Consider the following 18,547-nt stretch of genomic DNA (forward strand, 5'->3'; position numbering starts at 1 on the left):
AGGGGTTCATTATGGAAAATTATATGATCATTCTGGCAGCCTATCTGCTTGGGTCGATTCCTTCCGCTTTGTGGATCGGGAAGATTTTTTATCAAACGGACGTCAGGCAGCATGGCAGCGGAAATATGGGTGCTACGAACACTTTCCGGGTTCTCGGAAAAAAAGCAGGGATCGTTGTCACCTTGCTCGATATCTTAAAAGGAACTGCAGCCGTTTTATTGCCTTTATTACCGTACTTTCATGATACTGCGATGCATCCATTGTTGCTCGGGGTTGCAGCCGTGCTCGGACATATATTCCCTCTTTTTGCGAACCTTAAAGGCGGGAAAGCTGTGGCCACCTCAGGCGGTGTCCTGCTAGGATACAATTGGCCGATTTTTCTTTTGGTCATCATTACGTTTTTGATCGCATTGAAACTAACAAAAATGGTATCCTTAACTTCAATCATTGTTTCAATTCTCGGACCCATCTATTGCCTCATCTATTATCTGATGACAGGAGACCTATACTTATTCTTAGTCGTTGCGTTAATGGGCTTCTTCATTTTTTACCGACACCGAGACAATATCAGCCGCATCAAAGCAGGAACAGAACCTAAGATCAAATGGCTGTAAATCATGAAAAGAAAGGACGTACCCATCATGAATATCAATATATCCGAAAAGGCAGTTCATTGGTTCAAAGATGAAATGGAAGCCTCTTCAGGCGATTATGTAAAGTTTTTTGCACGGTATGGAGGATCTAGCCCATTGCACGACGGTTTTTCGATGGGAATAACGAAAGAAACTCCCGATGAATTGGCTGTGGAAACGGTCATAGATGGTATACATTACTATATTGAAGAACGGGATCTTTGGTTTTTCGATGGTCATGATTTACATGTGGATACAGATGTAAATCATGGAGAACTTGCTTTTCACTATGAGAAGGCATCTTAAAATCACTACATAAAATGGTAAGAATAACTCACATGTTATTCTTACCATTTTTTAATCGCGTCAATTGATCTAAACAATTTTCCTGTTTCAAAATCTCCACTTGTCGTTCACCCATCAAATCAAAGTGCGGGTACTCGTCTCTTGCATGAATCCACTCTTGGCGCAAACCATACTGCTTCCCCCAATTGATAAGCTTCTTCAGGTCGCTGCACCCGACTTTTGTGACTGTGTTCGTATCCGGAAACCGATCGTCTAGCCAATAATGCGTTAAAAAAGCAATCTCCCCTTGTTCTACTGCTCTTTTCCAAGCATACAGTTCCTGTCGCTTAATTCCGAAAGCCATCAGCCTTCTCCACGCTGAACTTCCGTATATTTTGCATCCCATTGCGGATGAATTCTCCGTAATGAAACAGGGCGGAAATTGTCTTTTTTTACTACTACGTGCTCAGAGACAGCAGTTGCAGCAACCGTTCCATCTGCATGCAAGATTTCATAGCCATAGACGGTACGCAGTTTACCATGCGATTCCACCCATGTCCGGACGGTTACGGTCTCTCCGTATGTAATGGATGTCTTGTACTTCACTGACAGCTCGGTAACCGGCGATAAATAGCCATCCTTCTCCAGCTGTGCATAATGAAAGCCTAGGTCCTGAATGAGCGATGTACGTCCAACCTCCATCCAAATCAAATAATTGGCATGATACACGACACCCATCTGATCTGTTTCCGCATAGCGAACTTCAATTTCTTTTTCACTGTAAAACATCCAAACTCACCTCATCCTCTAGTATAACGAACGCAAAAAAACATTGCTTGCAATAACATTCCAAACGACACGAAAAAAGATGCCCAACAAAGTCGGACATCTTTTTCTTAAATCATATACTTAGTTTGATTTCAACTTATCACGTAGAACCATTTGCAGGATTCCTCCGTGACGATAGTAGTCGATTTCAACTTCAGAATCGAAACGTGCAAGCACTTCAAATTCAGTTTCCTTGCCGTCTGGAGCTTTCGCTACGACTTTCAGGATTGAACGCGGCTTAACACCTTCTGCGATGTTGATCGCGATTTCTTCTTCGCCTGTTAAGCCAAGAGATTCAATGTTCTCGCCATTGATGAATTGAAGTGGAAGTACACCCATCATCACTAGGTTCGAACGGTGAATACGCTCGAAGCTTTCTACGATAACTGCTCTGATTCCAAGCAAGTTTGTTCCCTTAGCAGCCCAGTCACGTGAAGAGCCCATTCCGTAGTCTTTACCGCCTAGAACGACTAGTCCTGTGCCATCTTCTTGATACTTCATAGCTGCATCATAGATCGGCATAACTTCTTTAGTTGGCCAGTACGTAGTGAACCCGCCTTCTGTACCTTTAGCGATTTGGTTACGAATACGAATGTTCGCAAACGTACCGCGCATCATCACTTCGTGGTTACCACGGCGTGATCCGTATGAGTTGAAGTTACGAGGCTCTACGCCGTTTTCACGCAAGTAGATTCCCGCAGGTGTATTTAGACCGATTGCCCCAGCTGGTGAAATGTGGTCAGTCGTGATGGAATCACCGAACTTACCGATAACACGCAAGCCTGCAAGTGTTTGGATATCTTCCGGTTCTTTCGAAAGGTTTTCGAAGAATGGAGGGTTTTGGATATAAGTAGATGACTCATCAAAATCATAAAGAGAATCATCAGTAGTTTCGATTGCATTCCATGCTTCGTTTTCCGTGAATACGCGCGCATATTCTTTACGGAACAATTCAGGCGTTACAGTAGCTTTCACTACATCCTGAATTTCTTGAGTGGAAGGCCAGATGTCTTTGAAGAATACATCGTTGCCGTCTTTGTCTTGACCGATTGGGTCTTTTGCGAAATCAATGTTCACTGTTCCAGCTAGTGCATATGCAACAACTAGTGGAGGTGAAGCCAAGTAGTTCGCTTTAACAAATGGGTGTACGCGTCCTTCGAAGTTACGGTTACCGGAAAGAACAGAAGTCACGAGTAGATCTTCGTCACCGATTGTTTTTTCGATTTCAGGAAGCAATGGACCGGAGTTACCGATACATGTTGTACATCCGTAACCAACTGTGTTGAATCCGATTTTGTCCAAGTACTCGGATAGGCCGGAATCATTCAAGTAGCCAGTAACAACTTTTGAACCTGGTGCCAATGAAGTTTTGACGTATGCTGGAGGAACAAGTCCTTTTTCGACAGCTTTCTTCGCAACAAGTCCCGCGCCTAACATAACGTAAGGGTTGGAAGTGTTTGTACAAGAAGTAATTGCTGCGATCGCAACATCACCAGTTTTCAGTTCTACTTTACGTCCATCTTCGAATTTGATCGTTCCAGACTTTTCAAGCTCTTTCGGTGTAAGACCAAAGCCTTGTGTTCCTTCTGGTGCAACTACTGCGTCTTTGAAAGACTGTTGCATTTCAGATAGAGGAATCAAGTCTTGTGGACGCTTAGGACCAGAAAGATTCGCTTCGATTTTACTTAGATCGATTTCAACCACATTTGTGAAGTTCGGCTCTTCCTTTTCAGGAGTGAAGAACATATCGTTTTCGATCAAGTATTGTTTCACTACTTCGATATGGTTCTCATCGCGGCCTGTTAAGCGCATATAGTTCAGTGACTCTTCGTCAACCGGGAAGAATCCACATGTAGCACCGTATTCAGGCGCCATGTTTGCGATTGTCGCACGGTCAGCCAATGGCAAGTTCGATACGCCAGGACCGAAGAATTCTACGAATTTTCCTACTACACCTTGTGCACGAAGCGTTTCAGTTACTTTAAGTGCTAGGTCTGTTGCAGTAGTTCCTTCAGGAAGTACTCCAACCAACTTGACACCAACTACTTCAGGAATTGGGAAGTATGAAGGTTGTCCAAGCATTCCTGCTTCTGCTTCGATACCGCCAACACCCCATCCAAGTACGCCGATACCGTTGATCATTGTAGTGTGGGAGTCTGTTCCGACAAGTGTATCCGGGTATGTTTCGAAAGATCCATCTTCATTTTCAACCGCATGGACAACGTTAGCAAGATACTCAAGGTTTACTTGGTGAACGATACCTGTTGCAGGTGGTACTGCTCGGTAGTTATCGTATGCTTTTTGTGCCCAGCTTAAGAATTGGTAACGCTCAGCATTACGCTCGAATTCAAGCTCCATGTTCATTTGAAGAGCTTGTGGCGTACCATAGCTGTCTACTTGTACGGAGTGGTCAATTACTAAATCTACTGGAATTTCAGGGTTGATCTTGTTTGGATCTCCGCCTAATTCATCCATTGCAGAACGTAAAGATGCAAGGTCAACTACAACAGGTACTCCTGTGAAGTCTTGAAGGATTACACGTGAAGGTTTGAATGGCACTTCAGCATCTGCATTTACTACAGATCCCCATTTCGCCAAGTCTTCAACGTGCTCATCTTTGATCACATATCCGTCGTGTTGACGAAGAACAGATTCCAGTAATACTCTCACTGAATAAGGAAGTTTCGAAACGTTTGTAAGACCTGCTTCTTCTAAAGCTTTTAAATGGTAGTAGTTATACGTCTTTCCATTTACTTCGAAAGACTTTCGGCTATTGTGTAAATTGCTTTTTGCCATGATTTGGTTTCCTCCTTTATGTACTGAAAGATTATAAATGCACATCTTTCCTCTACTCCATCATAGTATAGCAAAGGAGATTAGTAAAATACATATAATTTATAGGGCTCCATAAGAAAAGGTAATGACTAAATCAAATTTCATTAAGAATTCTCAATTAGTCTTTTCGATTCTCAAATAGACCGCTTATTCCTACTTTAATGTGCTTTTTTGTTACATTATGGCAGATTCGTGAAAATCCATTTTATAGTTCTCTCATAGTCTTTCACTTAAAAATGGATATCCTAATTTGGAAAGGAAACACACAGGAAGGAACGGGTGTATTCCTCGGGATTTGCCCTCCAGGCAGGGGCGCTTTCTGGGCACATCCCCTTTGGTAAGGCATTAATATTTGCCTTGTGAGTAGCGAGTTTCATGGTGTTCTCCTTGGGAAAAGAGAAATTTCTCACCGCATTGTCTTTACATATGTCTAGATATTCAACCGCCACTATGGCAAACTAACAGAAAGGAGATGATGGAATTGAAGAAAGCATTGCTTGTCGTGGATTATACAGTTGATTTTGTGGCTATAGACGGAGCCTTAACATGCGGCGAACCCGGTATCGCGTTGGAGAATCATATCGTACAGTTAACAAAAGATTTTCTTGCACAGCAGCAGCCTGTTTTTATCATTAATGATCTTCATGAAAAAGACGATCCGTATCATCCTGAAAATGCTCTGTTCCCCGCCCATAACATCCGCGGCACATTCGGTCGGAATCTTTATGGTAAGATGCATGATCTATATAGTAAACATTCGGATGAAATCATTTGGATGGATAAAACCAGATACAGCGCATTTGCAGGAACCGACTTGGACATCCAATTGCGCGCACGAGACATCAGGGAAATCCATTTGACTGGTGTCTGTACAGATATCTGCATTTTACATACTGCGATAGACGCTTACAATCTAGGCTATAAAATTTTTATTCATGAAGGCGGCGTCGCAAGTTTCAATCCCGCGGGCCATGACTGGGCATTGTCTCATTTCCAAAACACACTCGGTGCAACAGTGATCTCTAATTAATTTCCCCTTAAAGTTCAACAGAAATTACTCTGTCTGAACTTTTTTATTTCGCCAAACAGAATAAAAGATGTTTCATGTATTAAAAAGACGGTAATACAAATAATAAGCACGTACTAGATACAAAATTTTAAAGGAGATGAACAGCATGAGTTTTATTTGGTTCTTAATTATCGGAGGGATTATCGGTTGGTTAGCTGGCCTTATCGTAGGTAGAGATATTCCAGGCGGTATTATCGGTAACATTATTGCAGGTATCGTGGGTGCATGGATTGGTGGTGCGCTGCTGGGTGAATGGGGTCCTCAGATTTCCAGTTTCTACTTCTTGCCAGCATTAATCGGTGCGATTGTTCTTGTCTTCATCGTAAGTCTGATTATGAAGAGTATGCGCAAAGCATCTTAAATTAGACGCTAAAAAATGTGGAGCTACCTTTAACGGTGGCTCCACGTTTTATTTAGCTGCTTGTATTTTTGATTCTTTTTCCTTGCGTTGGTCTTCAAATTCCTTAAAATACCAGAGAACGTCTTCTACATAGGTTTCACTGTGATTGTAATGAAAAATCGCTTTTTCTATATCTCCGTCTGCTGCTCCACTTTTGGAGAGATAATTCGCTGCGCTGAATATCGCATCTTCGATATCAAACGGGTCGGCAATACCGTCACCATTTGCATCTACACCATAGCCGCCATATTTCTTTATCACATCGGGATTCGTTTTATCCTTTTGAGGAATATCACCTTTCCCAAGGTCTTTACAGCCAGGATAACCCCATCCTACAAACGTGCACGGCATGAACTGCATTGGTCCTTCGGCTCCGGCGGGTGAAACATCGGTATTCATTGTAGAAAACCTCGTCTCGATCCGATGATGTGCAGCGAGAAGCGTCCATGGGATATCATATTTTTCAGCTGCAGCTATATAGATGGGGATGTATTCTTCAGGTATCACGGTTCCTGTCTGTCGATCCTGGATACTCAAAAGCGTGGAAGCAGACTTGCGAATGACATCGCTTTTCTCAATGCTCGTCCAAAGTATCGCAGCAATCGTGAAGACGGTGACGGCAACGGGAATTAATAAGATCAAGAAGGCGACTTTGATGCGGATCGACCGGCTGACCTTCTTTTTCTTCATTGCCCCACCTCTTTCTAAAATTAGTTACCTTCTTTAATCAATTCTTTCATGTCTTTGACGATTGTATCATATGGTACGTCGCTATACCCATCATATAGTTTTACAACCTCGCCTTTTTGGTTAACTAAGCCAAAAGCAGTACCGTGTAACACTTGATCACTATTTGGGATGTCTTTTACAGCAGTCTTAAATGAACTGGCCGCTAGCTTCTCAATTGTTTTCATATCATATCCCGTTAGCATCTCCCATTTACTTTCATCAGGAGGGCCAAATGCTTGCATATACTCCTTCAAAGCTTCCGGTGTATCGACATCAGGGTCAATGCTGAAGGATACGATTTTGTAATCCTCCACACCTTCTGCTTGTAAGTTTTCCTGCAACTCCACCATATTATTCATCATTGGAGGACAGGCAGACGTACAGACCGTAAAAATGAACTGTGCCAACCACACATCACCTTTCAAGTCTTCATTCGATACTTTTTCATGATTTTGATTGGTAAATTCAAATGGTTCCACCTTATACTTATGGTCCGCTTTGAATCCGCCGTCACACGCACTCAGCATGAGTACAAAAATAAGCATCAGCGGTACAAAAAACTTTTTCTTCATAATCAATTCCTCCAGCTTCTGATAGTCACTTTATCATATCGAAAGTTCGTTTGCCAAACAAGGCGGAGCTCTGTTCCTATTTGGCTAAACATTGACGGTTTCATGAAGTTCTGATGAAGTTCAGCGGTTTTTAATATCTGAGAGAACTTCATGGATCGCTTCCAGCTTTACTTCCAAACGATGTAACAGATAAAATGATACAAAGACCGGAAACCCGATATCCTGGATCAGTTGCAGCCATTGCTCCATAGTCCACTCCTCCTCTCTTTTCAAAGTAAAAAAACCGGCGTCCAGTAGAGAACTGAATGCCGATTTTCTTGCATTATTAACGAGTCAATATGGTGCGCGCATCCCGCTCAACGATCCGTGCACTTTTAATAGACGCGAGTTGAGAGTCATCTGCCACAAAGACACCACTTTCGATCACTCGCTGCATGACCGACTCAACTTGCTCTTCCGTGATGTCTTCTCGCGGCTCATCGACCGTTAGTTTGACCGGTGTTTCTACTGCAGTCAGAAATGTCAATTCCAATACTTTTGCCATGTGTGAATTCCTCCTTTTGTTTTTTTAGTCATCCTGCACTTCTTCCGTTACCACTTTCTCCGCCTTCATCATCAAATAGCTAGAAAGTGACGCTAATTGCGTGAATGCTACGCTCAAGTCCGTTGCAGTAGACTCTCTTGTAATGTGTTTATACGTCTTTACCTTACGAATGATGTTACCCTTTTCATTCGTCCCTGCATTGAAGTGAATCTTGCCTACTGCCTGACTGAATTCTAGTGAAGCTGCCATATGTCTCACCTCCTTTCATCCCTTACATAGAACGAAAGAACAAAAAAGATACTTTGTTAGTGAAATATTTTTGAAATGCTTTTATAATGGATAGTAGAATGGAAGAGGTGAAAAACAGTGCAAGACCTATTTATGTGGTTTATCCTATTTTGGGGCGTTGTACTAATTGGCTTATTCGGTATCGGCGGATTCTTTATGTTCCGAAAGTTTCTTAAAGTCTTTCCGAAAGAAGACGGCAAATCGACGCTCGATTGGGAAGAGCATTATGTCAATGAATCCCTGCATTTATGGAATACGGAAGCAAAGGGTATGTTGAATGAATTGGTTACACCGGTTCCTGAACTATTCCGGGATGTAGCAAAACAAAAAATCGCTTCTAAAATTGGCCAAATTGCGCTAGAAGACCGAGCAAAAACAATTGAATTCGACCATATTATTAAAGGCTATATTCTTGCGACACCCAAACGAGACCATAATTTTCTGCGTAAAAAGCTGAATGAGATGGAAGTCGACATGCAGCCGTATGAACATTTATTCGGCTAATAAATGATAAAAAAGCAATCTGTCCAAACGATCAAAAGTGATCAATGGACAGATTGCTTTTAGTTTGCGCTCTTTTCAAGCTTTTTAAATTTCACAAGCATGCCGACTCTCCATGGCAAAATCATCGAGAATGCCAATATGAAAAACATGCCACCTAATTCTCCTACATCTATCGAACTGCTGAGCACGAGCTTGCCGACCATCCGTAAAATCAACAAGCTGAATAGGATCACGAGGAAAGCTTTCGATTTCTTCAAGTAAATTCCGTCTTCCTTCATTTCAAACATTGTGGTTTTAATGAGAACAGCAGAGAAAACCAATCCCACGAGGCTTGCTTCCAGCACTTGTATCCATGGCACTTGAAATTCATCGAACAAGAACATCAGCATTCCAGTTGACATGAACAACGGCGGCAAAATGATCTTCTTCGCCTGAATGGGTTTACTCGCGGCTCTTGCACGCATTGTATAGACGAATGTTGTCATGACAATAAAAATCACGGTAGAGCCAATAATCAAATAAACCGGCGGAATGCTTGTGAAAATATAATCTACCAACTCTTGCAACTTAAGCATCCTCTACGTTCCCCCACTCAACCAGTTCATCCATCCGTTTCGTCAAGTCATTCATTGGGACTATTCGAGCAAAACGAGCCAGTTCTTTCTTCTGATGAAACAGCAATACGACAGGTGCTGTAAAGAGTGCCAGCTGGCCAGCCAGTTCAGGAACTTCCGCTGCATTGACTCTGTAAAAAGGAAAAGGATAACGACTTTCAAGTGCCGCCACTTGAGGGTACAGCCCTTCACAAACAGAACAATGATGGGTCTTGACGAACAATAGTAATTGCTTGGATTCGTTCAATACGTGTTGCCATTCTTCAAAAGAAGTAAGTTCCTGCATAGTACACCTCTTTTCTGTTTCATGACCTTTAATTAGAAACCTTGGAAATCACCAAAGATTGGGCTGAGCAAACTAGTCAGGTACACCATTCCATTAAAGAACAGCAAAATCCCAAATGCAATCATGAGATATCCGCCCGCTTTGGTAATTTTCATGCTGTGCTTTCGAATCCAACCAATTCTTGTGATGAAGAAAGACAAGAAGAAGAACGGAATCGCAAAGCCAAGAACATACAACATCATATACAACATACTAGAAGCCGGATTTGTAGCCGCCAAATAAATGATCGCTCCAATTATTGGCCCCATACAAGGCTGCCAGCCAGCGGAAAACGCTAACCCGATTAAAGCAGTGCCGAGATAACCGGCCGGCCGATTCTTGAATTGCAGCTTTTTCTCCTTCATCAGAAATTCAGGTTTGAATAATCCAATGGTCATCAAACCAAAAAGGACAATGAAGATCGCACCAATTTGACGGATCAAATCTTGATACTGTAAAAATATCGCTCCGATAAACGATGTACTGAATCCCAGAAAGACAAACACAACGGAAAATCCGAGTAAAAAGAATAACGTATGTAAAATACCGGTGCGGTTCATACCTTTTGACTTATCCCCCAGATCATCCAGCGACATCCCGGTGATGTACGATATAAAGGCTGGGTATAACGGCAAGACGCACGGAGAAATGAAACTTAGAAAACCCGCTCCGAACGCAAAAAATATATTCACATCCGTTCCCAAACTATTTCCTCCTTCACGCTAAGCAATAGTAGATTGACGGCAGGCATATTTTATCCCCCCAACTCTCCCACCCTATCGTAACAAAACCGCGTATAGATTACGCCCCATTTGTTTGTGAAATCTTTTTGACAGTCTTCTAACGCCTGTCGAGGCTAAACGGCGTCTTCCGCTTTTATTTATAATGCCCGCCAATTAGCTTGTTTCGCCTGTAAGCAGTCCCGCCGGAAGTGATGGAGACGGCGCGGAGTATGGCTGTGGAGCCGTATTTTAGGCGGAGTTCATCCATTACATGACCGATCCGCTGTTGTTTCCAGTTGGTTGGTTTGAACAAGTCGAGCTGGATGCCGTGTTCAGTTTCTAAATTGGTAAGGGTGACGGAAATGTGGCGGACGGGTCGGCCATCGTGGTAAGTCTCAAGCAGTTCTACACATGTGTGGTAGATGACCAAGGTTTCATTCGTTGCTTCCGCCAGCGTTTTTCTGCGTTGAAATCCGCCACCTAAGGCATGTTTGGAATAGCCGAATGACAGTTGCACAGTGCGACCTTTCTTGCCTGCCAATCGTGCGCGCATAGCAGTGTCCTCACACATCTCCAGGAGAACGGTTAAAATCTCATTCATCTTTATGTAATCTCGCAGCAAGGTCTGACCTTTGCCGTAACTGATTTGTCCTTTGATCAAAACCGATCCGAGCGTTGAATAATCAATTCCGTGCGCATGGTAATATAACTGGTTTCCCATGACGCCAAATTTCTTTTCCAGACGCTCAAGCGGTGTTCTTGCCAGGTCGCCCACAGAATAAATCCCCATGTCTTCCAATGTGCGTTCCATTCTTCTGCCGATTCCCCACATATTCCGAAGAGGTGATACTGGCCAAAGCTTCTTCGGCACATCTTCGTATGTCCAGTATGCCACACCTGTTTTCTTCGCCTCCAAATCAAGCGCCAGCTTAGCTAACAGCATATTCGGACCAACCCCGCAGGCGGAATGAAGTTGAAACTGCCGATACAACTCATCCTGTATCCGATAGATGATGTCATCTAAGGGGCCCCATAACTTTTCTGTCCCTGTGAAATCGACGAAACTTTCATCAATGCTGTATACATGGATTGCTTCTTTCGGAACATAGCGATTCAATAACTTCGTCAGTTCCATCGAAACATCAATAAAAAATTGCATTTTCGGCTCAATCAAATGAATACTTGCATCGTTTGGAATCTCATATAGCCGCATACCTGTCTTGATGCCGAACTGTTTTTTGAGCGGCGGAGACGCAGCAAGGACAACCCCGCCTTTACGCTCAATATCGCCGATAATCGCAATTGGCACCTTCATCACATCCAACCCTTCCATTGCAGCAGCACAGCTGGCGTAGAAGCTGCGCATATCTAAACAAGCGATCTGTCTGTGTGGCAAGTGCTCTGTCATGACCTTCACCCCCATAAGAACGAATGTTCCTCACCCCTATATTACCCACTCACACAGAGTTCAATCAATGGGAGTTGGCGGATAAATGACATAAAATTGGGCGTAGTAGGTTTTTTGAACAAAAAAACAGCCAAACAATAGGCTGTTTTTGTCCTTATTTAAAGAGAAATATCCTGTGGCGGTTCTCCGGATTTATTCATTAGACGAATGGCTTCAGGTTCAATTTTCAAAATCACCAATTTCGGATCCTCGGGACCATCAAACCATTTTTTCATTTGATTATTCCAAATTTTCTTCTTGATCTGTTCATCTGAAGAAATGGATACACGCCCTGCGTATTCGACATACGCATCACCAAATCCCTCTCCCTCATAACCGATTAGAATATGGGTATACGGATTATCTTCTAGATCCTCCACCTTATCCGTCTGGTTGCTCGTAGGTGTGTAGAGCGACAAGCCATCATTCACAAACGTCATATACCGACTATACGGCTTATTATTATCAACCGTCGCCATCGTACCAATAAAACTTTCATCTAAAATTTTCTTCACTGTATCCATCGCATTCATCAACGATCGCTCCTTTCACGATTACTTCTACTCTTCCCAAATGATCATTTTCTAAACTTTGAGAGAGAAGCAATCCATTCGAGTGACCGGACAAACCACGAATTCCAAGATCAAGAAGGCTTCTTGACATTATATCCTTGCTCATCATAAGGCTGAAGACAGCCCAACCACTTATCCTCCAGTTCCATCAGCGCTTCTTTTGCATTGTAAAATGGACCTTCCTTCTTTTTAAGGGTTTCCAGGATGTCTATTTGAAACGCTTCTTTTCCAAATGTGTTCCACTCTTCTTGCAGCGCTTTATTCATATACACACCTGTATTCAGACTGAATTTCACCCCATTTAATGTTTTGAAATTCGGTGTACTGCCAATAAACAATTTTTGATTTACGGTGTTTTTAATTTGATATACACCCGCCTCGATCTTCGTCTCTTTATATAACTGTTTCAATTCTTTTTTTCGATCCATTTGCATCTCCTGCTTCCTCATTATGATTTCAGCCAATATTGACTCCCATCTGACGTACGGTCCAGTAATCCATACTCGATTAAATACCTTCTGATCAGCACATAATCTTCATAAACTTCTTCTAAAATATAATTTGTTTCCTGTTCACTGTAAGTGACTTCATTGTCAAACCGCTTCGTAAGCTCCCGCAGAACAATTAGGCGCTGTTTTTCTTTTGGTGGGAATTTCTCTAACCGTCCAGTCGTTCCATCAGGGAAAAACTTCTTAATGGTCTCCTGTTTTTCTTTTTCCGTCACAGCGTATCGGTCATCGACCATTTTAGCCGTCTTATGAGGCGGTATGAAAGCTGGTGCATATTCGTCCTTTTCTTTCAGTAATTCCATCATCGCTAAAAACGTCTTCGCTTGACGTTCCTTCTCTTTCAAGACAAAGCGATGATGCCGTACAGTAGACGTACTGCCGATCCCTAACGTCTGCTGTACGTCTTTATCATTCCTGCCTTGATAAAAGAGATGAAGAAGCTGGCTTTGATGACTTGTAAGACCAGTCAATTTCTTATCCAAACCGATCAAATAATCAAATACCGATCCGTGAGTACGTTCAATATGCAGCCTCATATATCTCTCCGCTTCATAGAGGATATTTTCAGAAGGGTAAATAATTCCCTTCTCAACTTCCTTGCCACACAGCAAGCAAATGTAACAGTCTTTTTCCAAAATATAGCCTTGTTTTAATTCTGGCATCGTGGCATTCCAAAAAAGTTCAGACAGATCCATTACTAAACACATCCAATTAAAGTTGATTTTTAAGCAAACACATTCAAGATTCGTTTGCATTATATTGATTATAATAGCTTCAACATATCAGTGTGTCAATAAAAAACCAAACATTTTCATTCTGCGTTTTAAAATATCCAAACGAAACGAATGAATGTCTGTTAACAAAACAAGAAAATTTATCTAGCCGGCGTTTACATGGTACACTAACCAAAACTACATAAAAGGCGAGGTTCGATAGAATGTGTCTACTAGCTTTCCAATTACAGAGCCATCCAAAATACAAGCTCATCCTCATGGCAAATCGAGACGAAGCGTATGATCGCCCGACAGCTCCCGCCGAATTTTGGCAAGACCATCCGGATATCTTAGCGGGGCGAGACTTAGAACAAATGGGGACTTGGCTAGGCATCAATAAACAAGGAAAAATTGCCGCATTGACCAATTATCGTGACTTCTCACTTCCGATCAAAGGAAAACAATCAAGAGGGCATATTGTCTCTTCCTATTTACAATCACAGACTCCGCCACGTGAATTTATGGAGCAACTGCATGCAAATCATGACGAGTACACTGGTTTCAATGTATTGGCCGGATCAAGCGAAGAACTGTTTTATTACTCAAATATGGAACAGTCAATCAGGTATCTAACAACAGGCACATACGGACTTAGCAACGCATTGCTCGATACACCTTGGCCAAAAGTCGAAGAAACGAAAAGGCTTTTGAGCGATTATACGAAAACTGCAGATAAAATCGATGTCGATATCTTGTTCGAAATGATGCAGCGGGCGGAAGGCTTTCCACTTGAACAACTGCCTGATACAGGGGTGGGGGAAGAGTTGGAAAGTTTGCTATCCTCCATATTCATTACTTCTGAAGGGTACGGGACTCGTTGCACAACCGTAGTTTTAATAGATTCAGACGACCGCGTATATTTTGAAGAGCGAACATTCAAGAATGGTGAATTTACCACCACACAAAAATTTTCATTTGAAATAGAAAAACCGGCGACCTCATAACACAGGTAGCCGGTTTTATTATTCCAATAAAACAAATAAACTATTTTCACATAATCAATTTCATCATTATATCGAAATAACTAAGATGTTATATCCATATACTTTTTAAATTCCGCTAACGCTTTTTCTCGATTTGCCGTGCTGAAAAGTCGCCTATCCTCTTCCCCAATAATCCGGTAATGACCGCCCGTCGTATGCTGTTGGAGCTTATAATGCTGCCATTGTCCGATCTCCGTCCACCAATTGACAGTTCCACTTGTTGCGAGCTCACGCATATGGACCTCTGGATGTACGGCAATCTCAGCCAACTCTACCGGATCATCCCCTAAGACAGAGCGCAGCAGGGCACTTTCCCGAAACAACGCGCAAATCGCCACAGCAACCGTCCAACTCAACTCTTGACGACCTTTCTCCAATTGCACAAGAGTCTTCTTCGAAATCCCCAATATATCCGCCATCTGATCTTGCGTATAATCCATTTCTGTACGAATCAACTTCAACCTAGGTAACACTAGATCAATTACCGTTTGTTTATTCATCTAAACACCCCTTTTACACTAAAAGTGTATTAATACACTTTTAAAGTATTTAGTTACTTTTAGAGAGTATAGTAATAAATATTGTAATTTAGTTGAATATCTTATTGCTAGTCTACCATAAGCATGCAGTATTTATCGAAATATCTTTAATTTTAGCATTCTCAAAAATGTTTAATTCACAAAGAAAAGAAACCTGCGGAGGCTAATTCACTCAGCAGATTTCTAAAATAAAAAATTCAATTAGAATGCTTTTCGTTGGTAAATGGTAGTGGTAACTCCCCAAGATACAGTATAAGCTACCAGGATAATAGCTGCAGCACCCCAATATAAATATGTAGTGGGTACGTTGACAATAAAATCAGTGATCGCTGTTAAATGTTCAGCAAAAAACATCACAATAGGCGGTACGACACCTGCCAAAAGGATAAAGCCAATAAGAACAACCGTTGTAATATTACCCGGTTTAAATATATGGAATAACGGAAAGGTAAACGCGGAAAATAATAAGAATAAGCCGCCACCAATCGCAATATCAGTCATCGTAAATGATTTATCCAAAGCAAATAGTGCCAGACTCGTCACCCCAATAGCTAATATCATATAGATGATAGCGCCAAGATAGCGTGACGCGATAATTTCCCTGCGCGTGTAAGGTAAAGAATTTAATAGTATATTCGTCTCCGCTTTTTCATCATAACCATACGCATTAAAGGGAATGAAAATACTGGCAACGAGAAAAATCAGGGCTGGATGTGAGTCCATAATAATAAAGAATGCGATAAAAGGAATAAAGGTTAACAGCAGCCTTTTCTGAAGTATGACATCTCGTCTGATCAAATTAAACATAGCTCTCTCTTCCTTTCATGTAATACATGATATCTTCCAATGATGCCCGTTCAATGACAACCGAATTCCCGAACGTATTATTCACCGCATTCACATTATTCGTTAATGCCTCAAATCCTGTTGGCGCACGATGTATATGAACGAAGGCCTTTTCTGTATCTCGATCCAGCAGTTCCACCCTTCCCTTAACGAGCGCATAGTTTTCAGCTACATCGTGAATCGATTGATTAAATACTAATTCGCCTCTCTGCAGGAAAGCTATATAATCTGCGATGCGGTCTAAATCAGTTGTAATATGAGTAGAGAAAAAAATCGTCCGATTGCCGTCCACCATGAATTCCTGTAAAAGATTCAGCAACTCGCGTCTGAAAATGGGATCTAAGCCTGCTGTCGGTTCATCCATAATAATCAGCTCTGCATGATGTGAGAGCGCGATCGCTAATGAAGCCTTCATTTGCATCCCTTTTGAGAATGTTTTTATTGCTTTATTAAGCGGTAGTTCAAATTGGTCCACAAATTGCTCAAACAACGTATCATCCCAATGTTTGTAAGCCGGCGCAACGATGCGTTTTATATCCTTTAAATTCAGTCCTTCAAAAAATACATTGCCATCGTAGACAAATCCAATACGCTCCTTGATCTCCTTCTCATGTGTCTGATAGTCCAACCCGAAAATTTTAATTTCCCCGGTATCCGGTTTTAGTAGATTCATGATCATTTTTATCGTTGTCGACTTACCAGCTCCATTGGCTCCAATGAATCCCGTTACAAAACCTTTCTTTACCTGCAAATCAATATTTTCTACGGAAAAACCTTTGAATTTCTTCGTGACATTTTTTAATTCAACCACATTTTCCATTCATTTCACTCCTCGGATAAAATGTTCAATAATTGTTGCAGCTCCTCAGTCGACAGGCCAATCTCCCTGCTATTCGCTATGACCATACTAAGTTGCTCCTCAATGACCTTTAACTTCTTCTCTCGTATCATCTCTAAATTTTGCTCAGCGACAAAAGATCCCTTTCCGACAATCGAATAGATAAAACCTGCCTTCTCCAATTCCTCATAGGCCCGTTTCGTCGTTATTACACTGATGTGTAAATCCTTTGCGAGTTTTCGCATGGAAGGTATTACATCCCCCTCCTTCAGTTCTCCTGCTAAAATAGACGATTTAATTTGATTCGTGATTTGTTCATAAATTGGCTCCTTTGAACTATTGAAAATGATTATTTGCATGCCAATCCCTCTTCACTATTTTTTTGAAAATATAATAGAATGAATGTCCTGTATCGCTTGAATGAATATCGCCAGAATATGGATGATTGTAAACATATTAAAAAATGGATAGGAATACAGAGTGATCCATTCTGTAAAGATTTTTAAGTTCAAAATCCACCTTCCTGTCCTGGCGAACAAGTTGCCGCTATCGTTTATGTTTGGTTCAAGGAACGTGCCATCCACAGCAATAAAGACCAACTGAACAATTAAAAATATTCCAATGGTGAGCATCCAGCGTTTCGCTCGCTTAGTAGGAAATGTTTTTACTGTGCCTAACAATTGGACCCATCTCCTCTCTACTTCAATATTTGATCGTTTTTTAAATTCGAACTGCACAATGTATATGTTCTATATATACACTATATACAAACAGGAAACATTATTCAACTAATTTAAAAAGAATAGATCAGAAGCACGGTAAGACTAAAACAGCATGAAATAAGGCAAGCTGAAATATATTGGATCTCAACTCCATTTGTTTAAGAAGCAAACAAAAAAAGCACGTTTTGAGGTTTTCCCCCAAAACATGCTCCTATTAAGTAAAAGTCCTTTAAAAAATCCGCCTACTTCCAACTTCTAATTGTACTAATTTACATCCGCTCAAATTCATAAAACCTATTTTTTCATAAATTGTTTTTTATAATGATCCGTTAAAGGGATCAATTCACCATCTTCGATAACAAATATTTCATCACATAACTCTTCAATATCAGCAAAATGGTGACTTGTCAGTAATATGGTCTTCTGCTGTTCTTTTAAGTGTTTAATAATTTCTTTTACGTCTTGATATGTCTTATAATCCAGTGCGTTGAAAGGTTCATCTAAAATTAAAATATCTTGATTTTCCATAATAGCTTGTGCAATTCCTAACTTTTGTTTCATACCCAGGGAGTAATCCTTTACTTTTGCCTTATTTTTAGGGTTTAAGCCAACTAATTGCATCGCCTTCTCGATCTGCTTATCGGTAATACGATTCGTAATGGCAGCCAAGTATTGTAGATTTTTAAAGCCACTAAAAAGTTCGATGTAGCCAGGTTCGTTGATAAAGACGCCTACACCTTCCGGAAAATCGATTTGTTCTCCTAGAACTTGCTGTCGTATTTTTATTTGCCCACTAGTCGGCACAACAAATCCACATATCAATTTAAATAGAACTGATTTACCGCTACCATTCCCACCGACAATCCCAACCGTTTGACCTTGTCCAATCTTTAATTGAATATTTTTTAATACTTCGTGACCTGAAAATTGTTTTGATATATCTTGTAATTCAATTGCATATACCACCCATT

At 41.2% G+C, this 18,547-nt stretch carries 27 protein-coding genes; 6 read left to right on the plus strand and 21 right to left on the minus strand.

All coding sequences use genetic code 11. From position 1 onward, the window contains the following. The first annotated feature begins 11 nt into the window (after window positions 1-11). Together plsY and H7J92_RS00230 are read left to right on the plus strand one after the other, a co-directional pair. The gene (plsY, locus tag H7J92_RS00225; protein WP_009496678.1) at window positions 12-614 is read left to right on the plus strand and encodes a glycerol-3-phosphate 1-O-acyltransferase PlsY; all 603 of its coding nucleotides are present in this window, start codon (window positions 12-14) and stop codon (window positions 612-614) included. 27 nt (window positions 615-641) lie between these two features. Then, window positions 642-938, plus strand: coding sequence for a HesB/YadR/YfhF family protein (locus H7J92_RS00230; protein ID WP_040758101.1), 297 nt, complete (start codon window positions 642-644; stop codon window positions 936-938). A 28-nt stretch (window positions 939-966) separates the two neighbouring features. Here the strand turns inward: H7J92_RS00230 and H7J92_RS00235 are convergent, their stop codons facing one another. From H7J92_RS00235 to acnA, 3 genes are all read right to left on the minus strand, one after another. Continuing rightward, a complete protein-coding gene (locus tag H7J92_RS00235; protein ID WP_009496683.1) occupies window positions 967-1,281 on the minus strand; it encodes a hypothetical protein in 315 nt (104 codons plus the stop codon). Next, window positions 1,281-1,706 (minus strand): acyl-CoA thioesterase, encoded by a 426-nt coding sequence (locus tag H7J92_RS00240; protein WP_009496685.1) that lies wholly within the window; start codon window positions 1,704-1,706, stop codon window positions 1,281-1,283. Before H7J92_RS00240 ends, H7J92_RS00235 begins: the two co-directional genes overlap by 1 nt. 120 nt (window positions 1,707-1,826) lie before the next feature. Further along, window positions 1,827-4,541, minus strand: a complete 2,715-nt coding sequence (gene acnA / locus H7J92_RS00245; protein ID WP_040758102.1) for an aconitate hydratase AcnA — start codon at window positions 4,539-4,541, stop codon at window positions 1,827-1,829. Between the two features lie 520 nt (window positions 4,542-5,061). On the opposite strand from acnA, the gene H7J92_RS00250 reads away from it, so the two are divergent. Both H7J92_RS00250 and H7J92_RS00255 read left to right on the plus strand, forming a co-directional pair. Then, complete coding sequence (locus tag H7J92_RS00250) at window positions 5,062-5,610, plus strand: cysteine hydrolase family protein (protein ID WP_343228060.1); 549 nt, start codon at window positions 5,062-5,064, stop codon at window positions 5,608-5,610. 145 nt (window positions 5,611-5,755) lie between these two features. Next, entirely contained in the window at window positions 5,756-6,010 is a 255-nt protein-coding gene (locus tag H7J92_RS00255) for a GlsB/YeaQ/YmgE family stress response membrane protein (protein ID WP_009496691.1), read from the plus strand. Window positions 6,011-6,058: 48 nt separating this feature from the next. Here the strand turns inward: H7J92_RS00255 and H7J92_RS00260 are convergent, their stop codons facing one another. The 5 genes from H7J92_RS00260 to H7J92_RS00280 form a co-directional block, all read right to left on the minus strand. Then, entirely contained in the window at window positions 6,059-6,739 is a 681-nt protein-coding gene (locus H7J92_RS00260; protein WP_009496693.1) for a lytic transglycosylase domain-containing protein, read from the minus strand. 20 nt (window positions 6,740-6,759) lie between these two features. Further along, window positions 6,760-7,350, minus strand: a complete 591-nt coding sequence (locus tag H7J92_RS00265; protein ID WP_221834978.1) for an SCO family protein — start codon at window positions 7,348-7,350, stop codon at window positions 6,760-6,762. A gap of 120 nt (window positions 7,351-7,470) precedes the next feature. Then, window positions 7,471-7,599 (minus strand): YvrJ family protein, encoded by a 129-nt coding sequence (locus H7J92_RS00270; protein WP_078816612.1) that lies wholly within the window; start codon window positions 7,597-7,599, stop codon window positions 7,471-7,473. Window positions 7,600-7,675: 76 nt separating this feature from the next. After that, on the minus strand, window positions 7,676-7,894 hold the full coding sequence (locus H7J92_RS00275; RefSeq protein WP_009496707.1) for a DUF2922 domain-containing protein: 219 nt from the start codon (window positions 7,892-7,894) through the stop codon (window positions 7,676-7,678). A gap of 24 nt (window positions 7,895-7,918) precedes the next feature. Further along, the gene (locus tag H7J92_RS00280; RefSeq protein ID WP_009496710.1) at window positions 7,919-8,143 is read right to left on the minus strand and encodes a DUF1659 domain-containing protein; all 225 of its coding nucleotides are present in this window, start codon (window positions 8,141-8,143) and stop codon (window positions 7,919-7,921) included. Between the two features lie 132 nt (window positions 8,144-8,275). On the opposite strand from H7J92_RS00280, the gene H7J92_RS00285 reads away from it, so the two are divergent. Next, window positions 8,276-8,686, plus strand: a complete 411-nt coding sequence (locus H7J92_RS00285) for a DUF2621 domain-containing protein (RefSeq protein WP_040758759.1) — start codon at window positions 8,276-8,278, stop codon at window positions 8,684-8,686. 59 nt (window positions 8,687-8,745) lie between these two features. Here H7J92_RS00285 and H7J92_RS00290 read toward each other — a convergent pair whose 3' ends face one another. From H7J92_RS00290 to H7J92_RS00320, 7 genes are all read right to left on the minus strand, one after another. Further along, entirely contained in the window at window positions 8,746-9,261 is a 516-nt protein-coding gene (locus tag H7J92_RS00290) for a CcdC family protein (RefSeq protein WP_009496712.1), read from the minus strand. Then, window positions 9,254-9,586: a thioredoxin family protein gene (locus H7J92_RS00295; RefSeq protein ID WP_009496713.1), complete on the minus strand. Its 333-nt coding sequence runs from the start codon at window positions 9,584-9,586 to the stop codon at window positions 9,254-9,256. The genes H7J92_RS00290 and H7J92_RS00295 overlap by 8 nt, the downstream gene beginning before the upstream one ends. Before the next feature lie 32 nt (window positions 9,587-9,618). Further along, window positions 9,619-10,329 carry a cytochrome c biogenesis protein CcdA gene (locus H7J92_RS00300; protein ID WP_009496714.1) on the minus strand — a complete coding sequence of 237 codons (711 nt, stop codon included), beginning with the start codon at window positions 10,327-10,329 and terminating at the stop codon, window positions 9,619-9,621. Window positions 10,330-10,501: 172 nt separating this feature from the next. Further along, a complete protein-coding gene (locus H7J92_RS00305) occupies window positions 10,502-11,755 on the minus strand; it encodes a Y-family DNA polymerase (RefSeq protein ID WP_040758104.1) in 1,254 nt (417 codons plus the stop codon). Between the two features lie 158 nt (window positions 11,756-11,913). Beyond that, a complete protein-coding gene (locus H7J92_RS00310) occupies window positions 11,914-12,327 on the minus strand; it encodes a pyridoxamine 5'-phosphate oxidase family protein (RefSeq protein ID WP_009496716.1) in 414 nt (137 codons plus the stop codon). A gap of 110 nt (window positions 12,328-12,437) precedes the next feature. Next, a complete protein-coding gene (locus H7J92_RS00315) occupies window positions 12,438-12,794 on the minus strand; it encodes a GIY-YIG nuclease family protein (protein ID WP_040758765.1) in 357 nt (118 codons plus the stop codon). A gap of 20 nt (window positions 12,795-12,814) precedes the next feature. Continuing rightward, on the minus strand, window positions 12,815-13,570 hold the full coding sequence (locus H7J92_RS00320) for a DUF2087 domain-containing protein (protein WP_221834979.1): 756 nt from the start codon (window positions 13,568-13,570) through the stop codon (window positions 12,815-12,817). Window positions 13,571-13,812: 242 nt separating this feature from the next. Here H7J92_RS00320 and H7J92_RS00325 point away from each other — a divergent pair, with 242 nt between their 5' ends. Next, window positions 13,813-14,592, plus strand: a complete 780-nt coding sequence (locus H7J92_RS00325; RefSeq protein ID WP_009496719.1) for an NRDE family protein — start codon at window positions 13,813-13,815, stop codon at window positions 14,590-14,592. An 80-nt stretch (window positions 14,593-14,672) separates the two neighbouring features. Here H7J92_RS00325 and H7J92_RS00330 read toward each other — a convergent pair whose 3' ends face one another. The 6 genes from H7J92_RS00330 to H7J92_RS00355 all read right to left on the minus strand — a co-directional run bounded on the left by H7J92_RS00330 (window position 14,673) and on the right by H7J92_RS00355 (window position 18,542). Beyond that, on the minus strand, window positions 14,673-15,131 hold the full coding sequence (locus H7J92_RS00330) for a helix-turn-helix transcriptional regulator (protein ID WP_009496720.1): 459 nt from the start codon (window positions 15,129-15,131) through the stop codon (window positions 14,673-14,675). Between the two features lie 240 nt (window positions 15,132-15,371). After that, window positions 15,372-15,977: an ABC-2 transporter permease gene (locus H7J92_RS00335; RefSeq protein WP_009496721.1), complete on the minus strand. Its 606-nt coding sequence runs from the start codon at window positions 15,975-15,977 to the stop codon at window positions 15,372-15,374. Continuing rightward, on the minus strand, window positions 15,970-16,836 hold the full coding sequence (locus H7J92_RS00340) for an ABC transporter ATP-binding protein (protein ID WP_009496723.1): 867 nt from the start codon (window positions 16,834-16,836) through the stop codon (window positions 15,970-15,972). Before H7J92_RS00340 ends, H7J92_RS00335 begins: the two co-directional genes overlap by 8 nt. Window positions 16,837-16,841: 5 nt before the next feature. Further along, the gene (locus tag H7J92_RS00345) at window positions 16,842-17,213 is read right to left on the minus strand and encodes a GntR family transcriptional regulator (protein WP_221834980.1); all 372 of its coding nucleotides are present in this window, start codon (window positions 17,211-17,213) and stop codon (window positions 16,842-16,844) included. A gap of 15 nt (window positions 17,214-17,228) precedes the next feature. Beyond that, window positions 17,229-17,534: a YfzA family protein gene (locus H7J92_RS00350; protein ID WP_078816603.1), complete on the minus strand. Its 306-nt coding sequence runs from the start codon at window positions 17,532-17,534 to the stop codon at window positions 17,229-17,231. Window positions 17,535-17,870: 336 nt separating this feature from the next. Continuing rightward, entirely contained in the window at window positions 17,871-18,542 is a 672-nt protein-coding gene (locus H7J92_RS00355; RefSeq protein WP_139365925.1) for an ABC transporter ATP-binding protein, read from the minus strand. Window positions 18,543-18,547 lie beyond the last annotated feature (5 nt).

It is taken from the genome of Sporosarcina aquimarina (assembly GCF_019748715.1).
Lineage (GTDB): Bacteria > Bacillota > Bacilli > Bacillales_A > Planococcaceae > Sporosarcina > Sporosarcina newyorkensis.

Bases quoted from the DNA above. Each gene is read 5' to 3' on its own strand.
- H7J92_RS00325 (WP_009496719.1), top strand. From the start codon at position 13,813: ATGTGTCTACTAGCTTTCCAATTACAGAGCCATCCAAAATACAAGCTC.
- H7J92_RS00335 (WP_009496721.1), bottom strand. From the start codon at position 15,977: ATGTTTAATTTGATCAGACGAGATGTCATACTTCAGAAAAGGCTGCTG.
- H7J92_RS00230 (WP_040758101.1), top strand. From the start codon at position 642: ATGAATATCAATATATCCGAAAAGGCAGTTCATTGGTTCAAAGATGAA.
- H7J92_RS00235 (WP_009496683.1), bottom strand. From the start codon at position 1,281: ATGGCTTTCGGAATTAAGCGACAGGAACTGTATGCTTGGAAAAGAGCA.
- H7J92_RS00275 (WP_009496707.1), bottom strand. From the start codon at position 7,894: ATGGCAAAAGTATTGGAATTGACATTTCTGACTGCAGTAGAAACACCG.
- H7J92_RS00315 (WP_040758765.1), bottom strand. From the start codon at position 12,794: ATGGATCGAAAAAAAGAATTGAAACAGTTATATAAAGAGACGAAGATC.
- H7J92_RS00345 (WP_221834980.1), bottom strand. From the start codon at position 17,213: ATGCAAATAATCATTTTCAATAGTTCAAAGGAGCCAATTTATGAACAA.
- H7J92_RS00255 (WP_009496691.1), top strand. From the start codon at position 5,756: ATGAGTTTTATTTGGTTCTTAATTATCGGAGGGATTATCGGTTGGTTA.
- H7J92_RS00285 (WP_040758759.1), top strand. From the start codon at position 8,276: ATGTGGTTTATCCTATTTTGGGGCGTTGTACTAATTGGCTTATTCGGT.
- H7J92_RS00295 (WP_009496713.1), bottom strand. From the start codon at position 9,586: ATGCAGGAACTTACTTCTTTTGAAGAATGGCAACACGTATTGAACGAA.
- H7J92_RS00240 (WP_009496685.1), bottom strand. From the start codon at position 1,706: ATGTTTTACAGTGAAAAAGAAATTGAAGTTCGCTATGCGGAAACAGAT.
- H7J92_RS00305 (WP_040758104.1), bottom strand. From the start codon at position 11,755: ATGACAGAGCACTTGCCACACAGACAGATCGCTTGTTTAGATATGCGC.
- H7J92_RS00280 (WP_009496710.1), bottom strand. From the start codon at position 8,143: ATGGCAGCTTCACTAGAATTCAGTCAGGCAGTAGGCAAGATTCACTTC.
- H7J92_RS00310 (WP_009496716.1), bottom strand. From the start codon at position 12,327: ATGAATGCGATGGATACAGTGAAGAAAATTTTAGATGAAAGTTTTATT.
- H7J92_RS00330 (WP_009496720.1), bottom strand. From the start codon at position 15,131: ATGAATAAACAAACGGTAATTGATCTAGTGTTACCTAGGTTGAAGTTG.
- H7J92_RS00270 (WP_078816612.1), bottom strand. From the start codon at position 7,599: ATGGAGCAATGGCTGCAACTGATCCAGGATATCGGGTTTCCGGTCTTT.
- H7J92_RS00320 (WP_221834979.1), bottom strand. From the start codon at position 13,570: ATGGATCTGTCTGAACTTTTTTGGAATGCCACGATGCCAGAATTAAAA.
- H7J92_RS00260 (WP_009496693.1), bottom strand. From the start codon at position 6,739: ATGAAGAAAAAGAAGGTCAGCCGGTCGATCCGCATCAAAGTCGCCTTC.
- H7J92_RS00290 (WP_009496712.1), bottom strand. From the start codon at position 9,261: ATGCTTAAGTTGCAAGAGTTGGTAGATTATATTTTCACAAGCATTCCG.
- plsY (WP_009496678.1), top strand. From the start codon at position 12: ATGGAAAATTATATGATCATTCTGGCAGCCTATCTGCTTGGGTCGATT.
- H7J92_RS00340 (WP_009496723.1), bottom strand. From the start codon at position 16,836: ATGGAAAATGTGGTTGAATTAAAAAATGTCACGAAGAAATTCAAAGGT.
- H7J92_RS00265 (WP_221834978.1), bottom strand. From the start codon at position 7,350: ATGAAGAAAAAGTTTTTTGTACCGCTGATGCTTATTTTTGTACTCATG.
- acnA (WP_040758102.1), bottom strand. From the start codon at position 4,541: ATGGCAAAAAGCAATTTACACAATAGCCGAAAGTCTTTCGAAGTAAAT.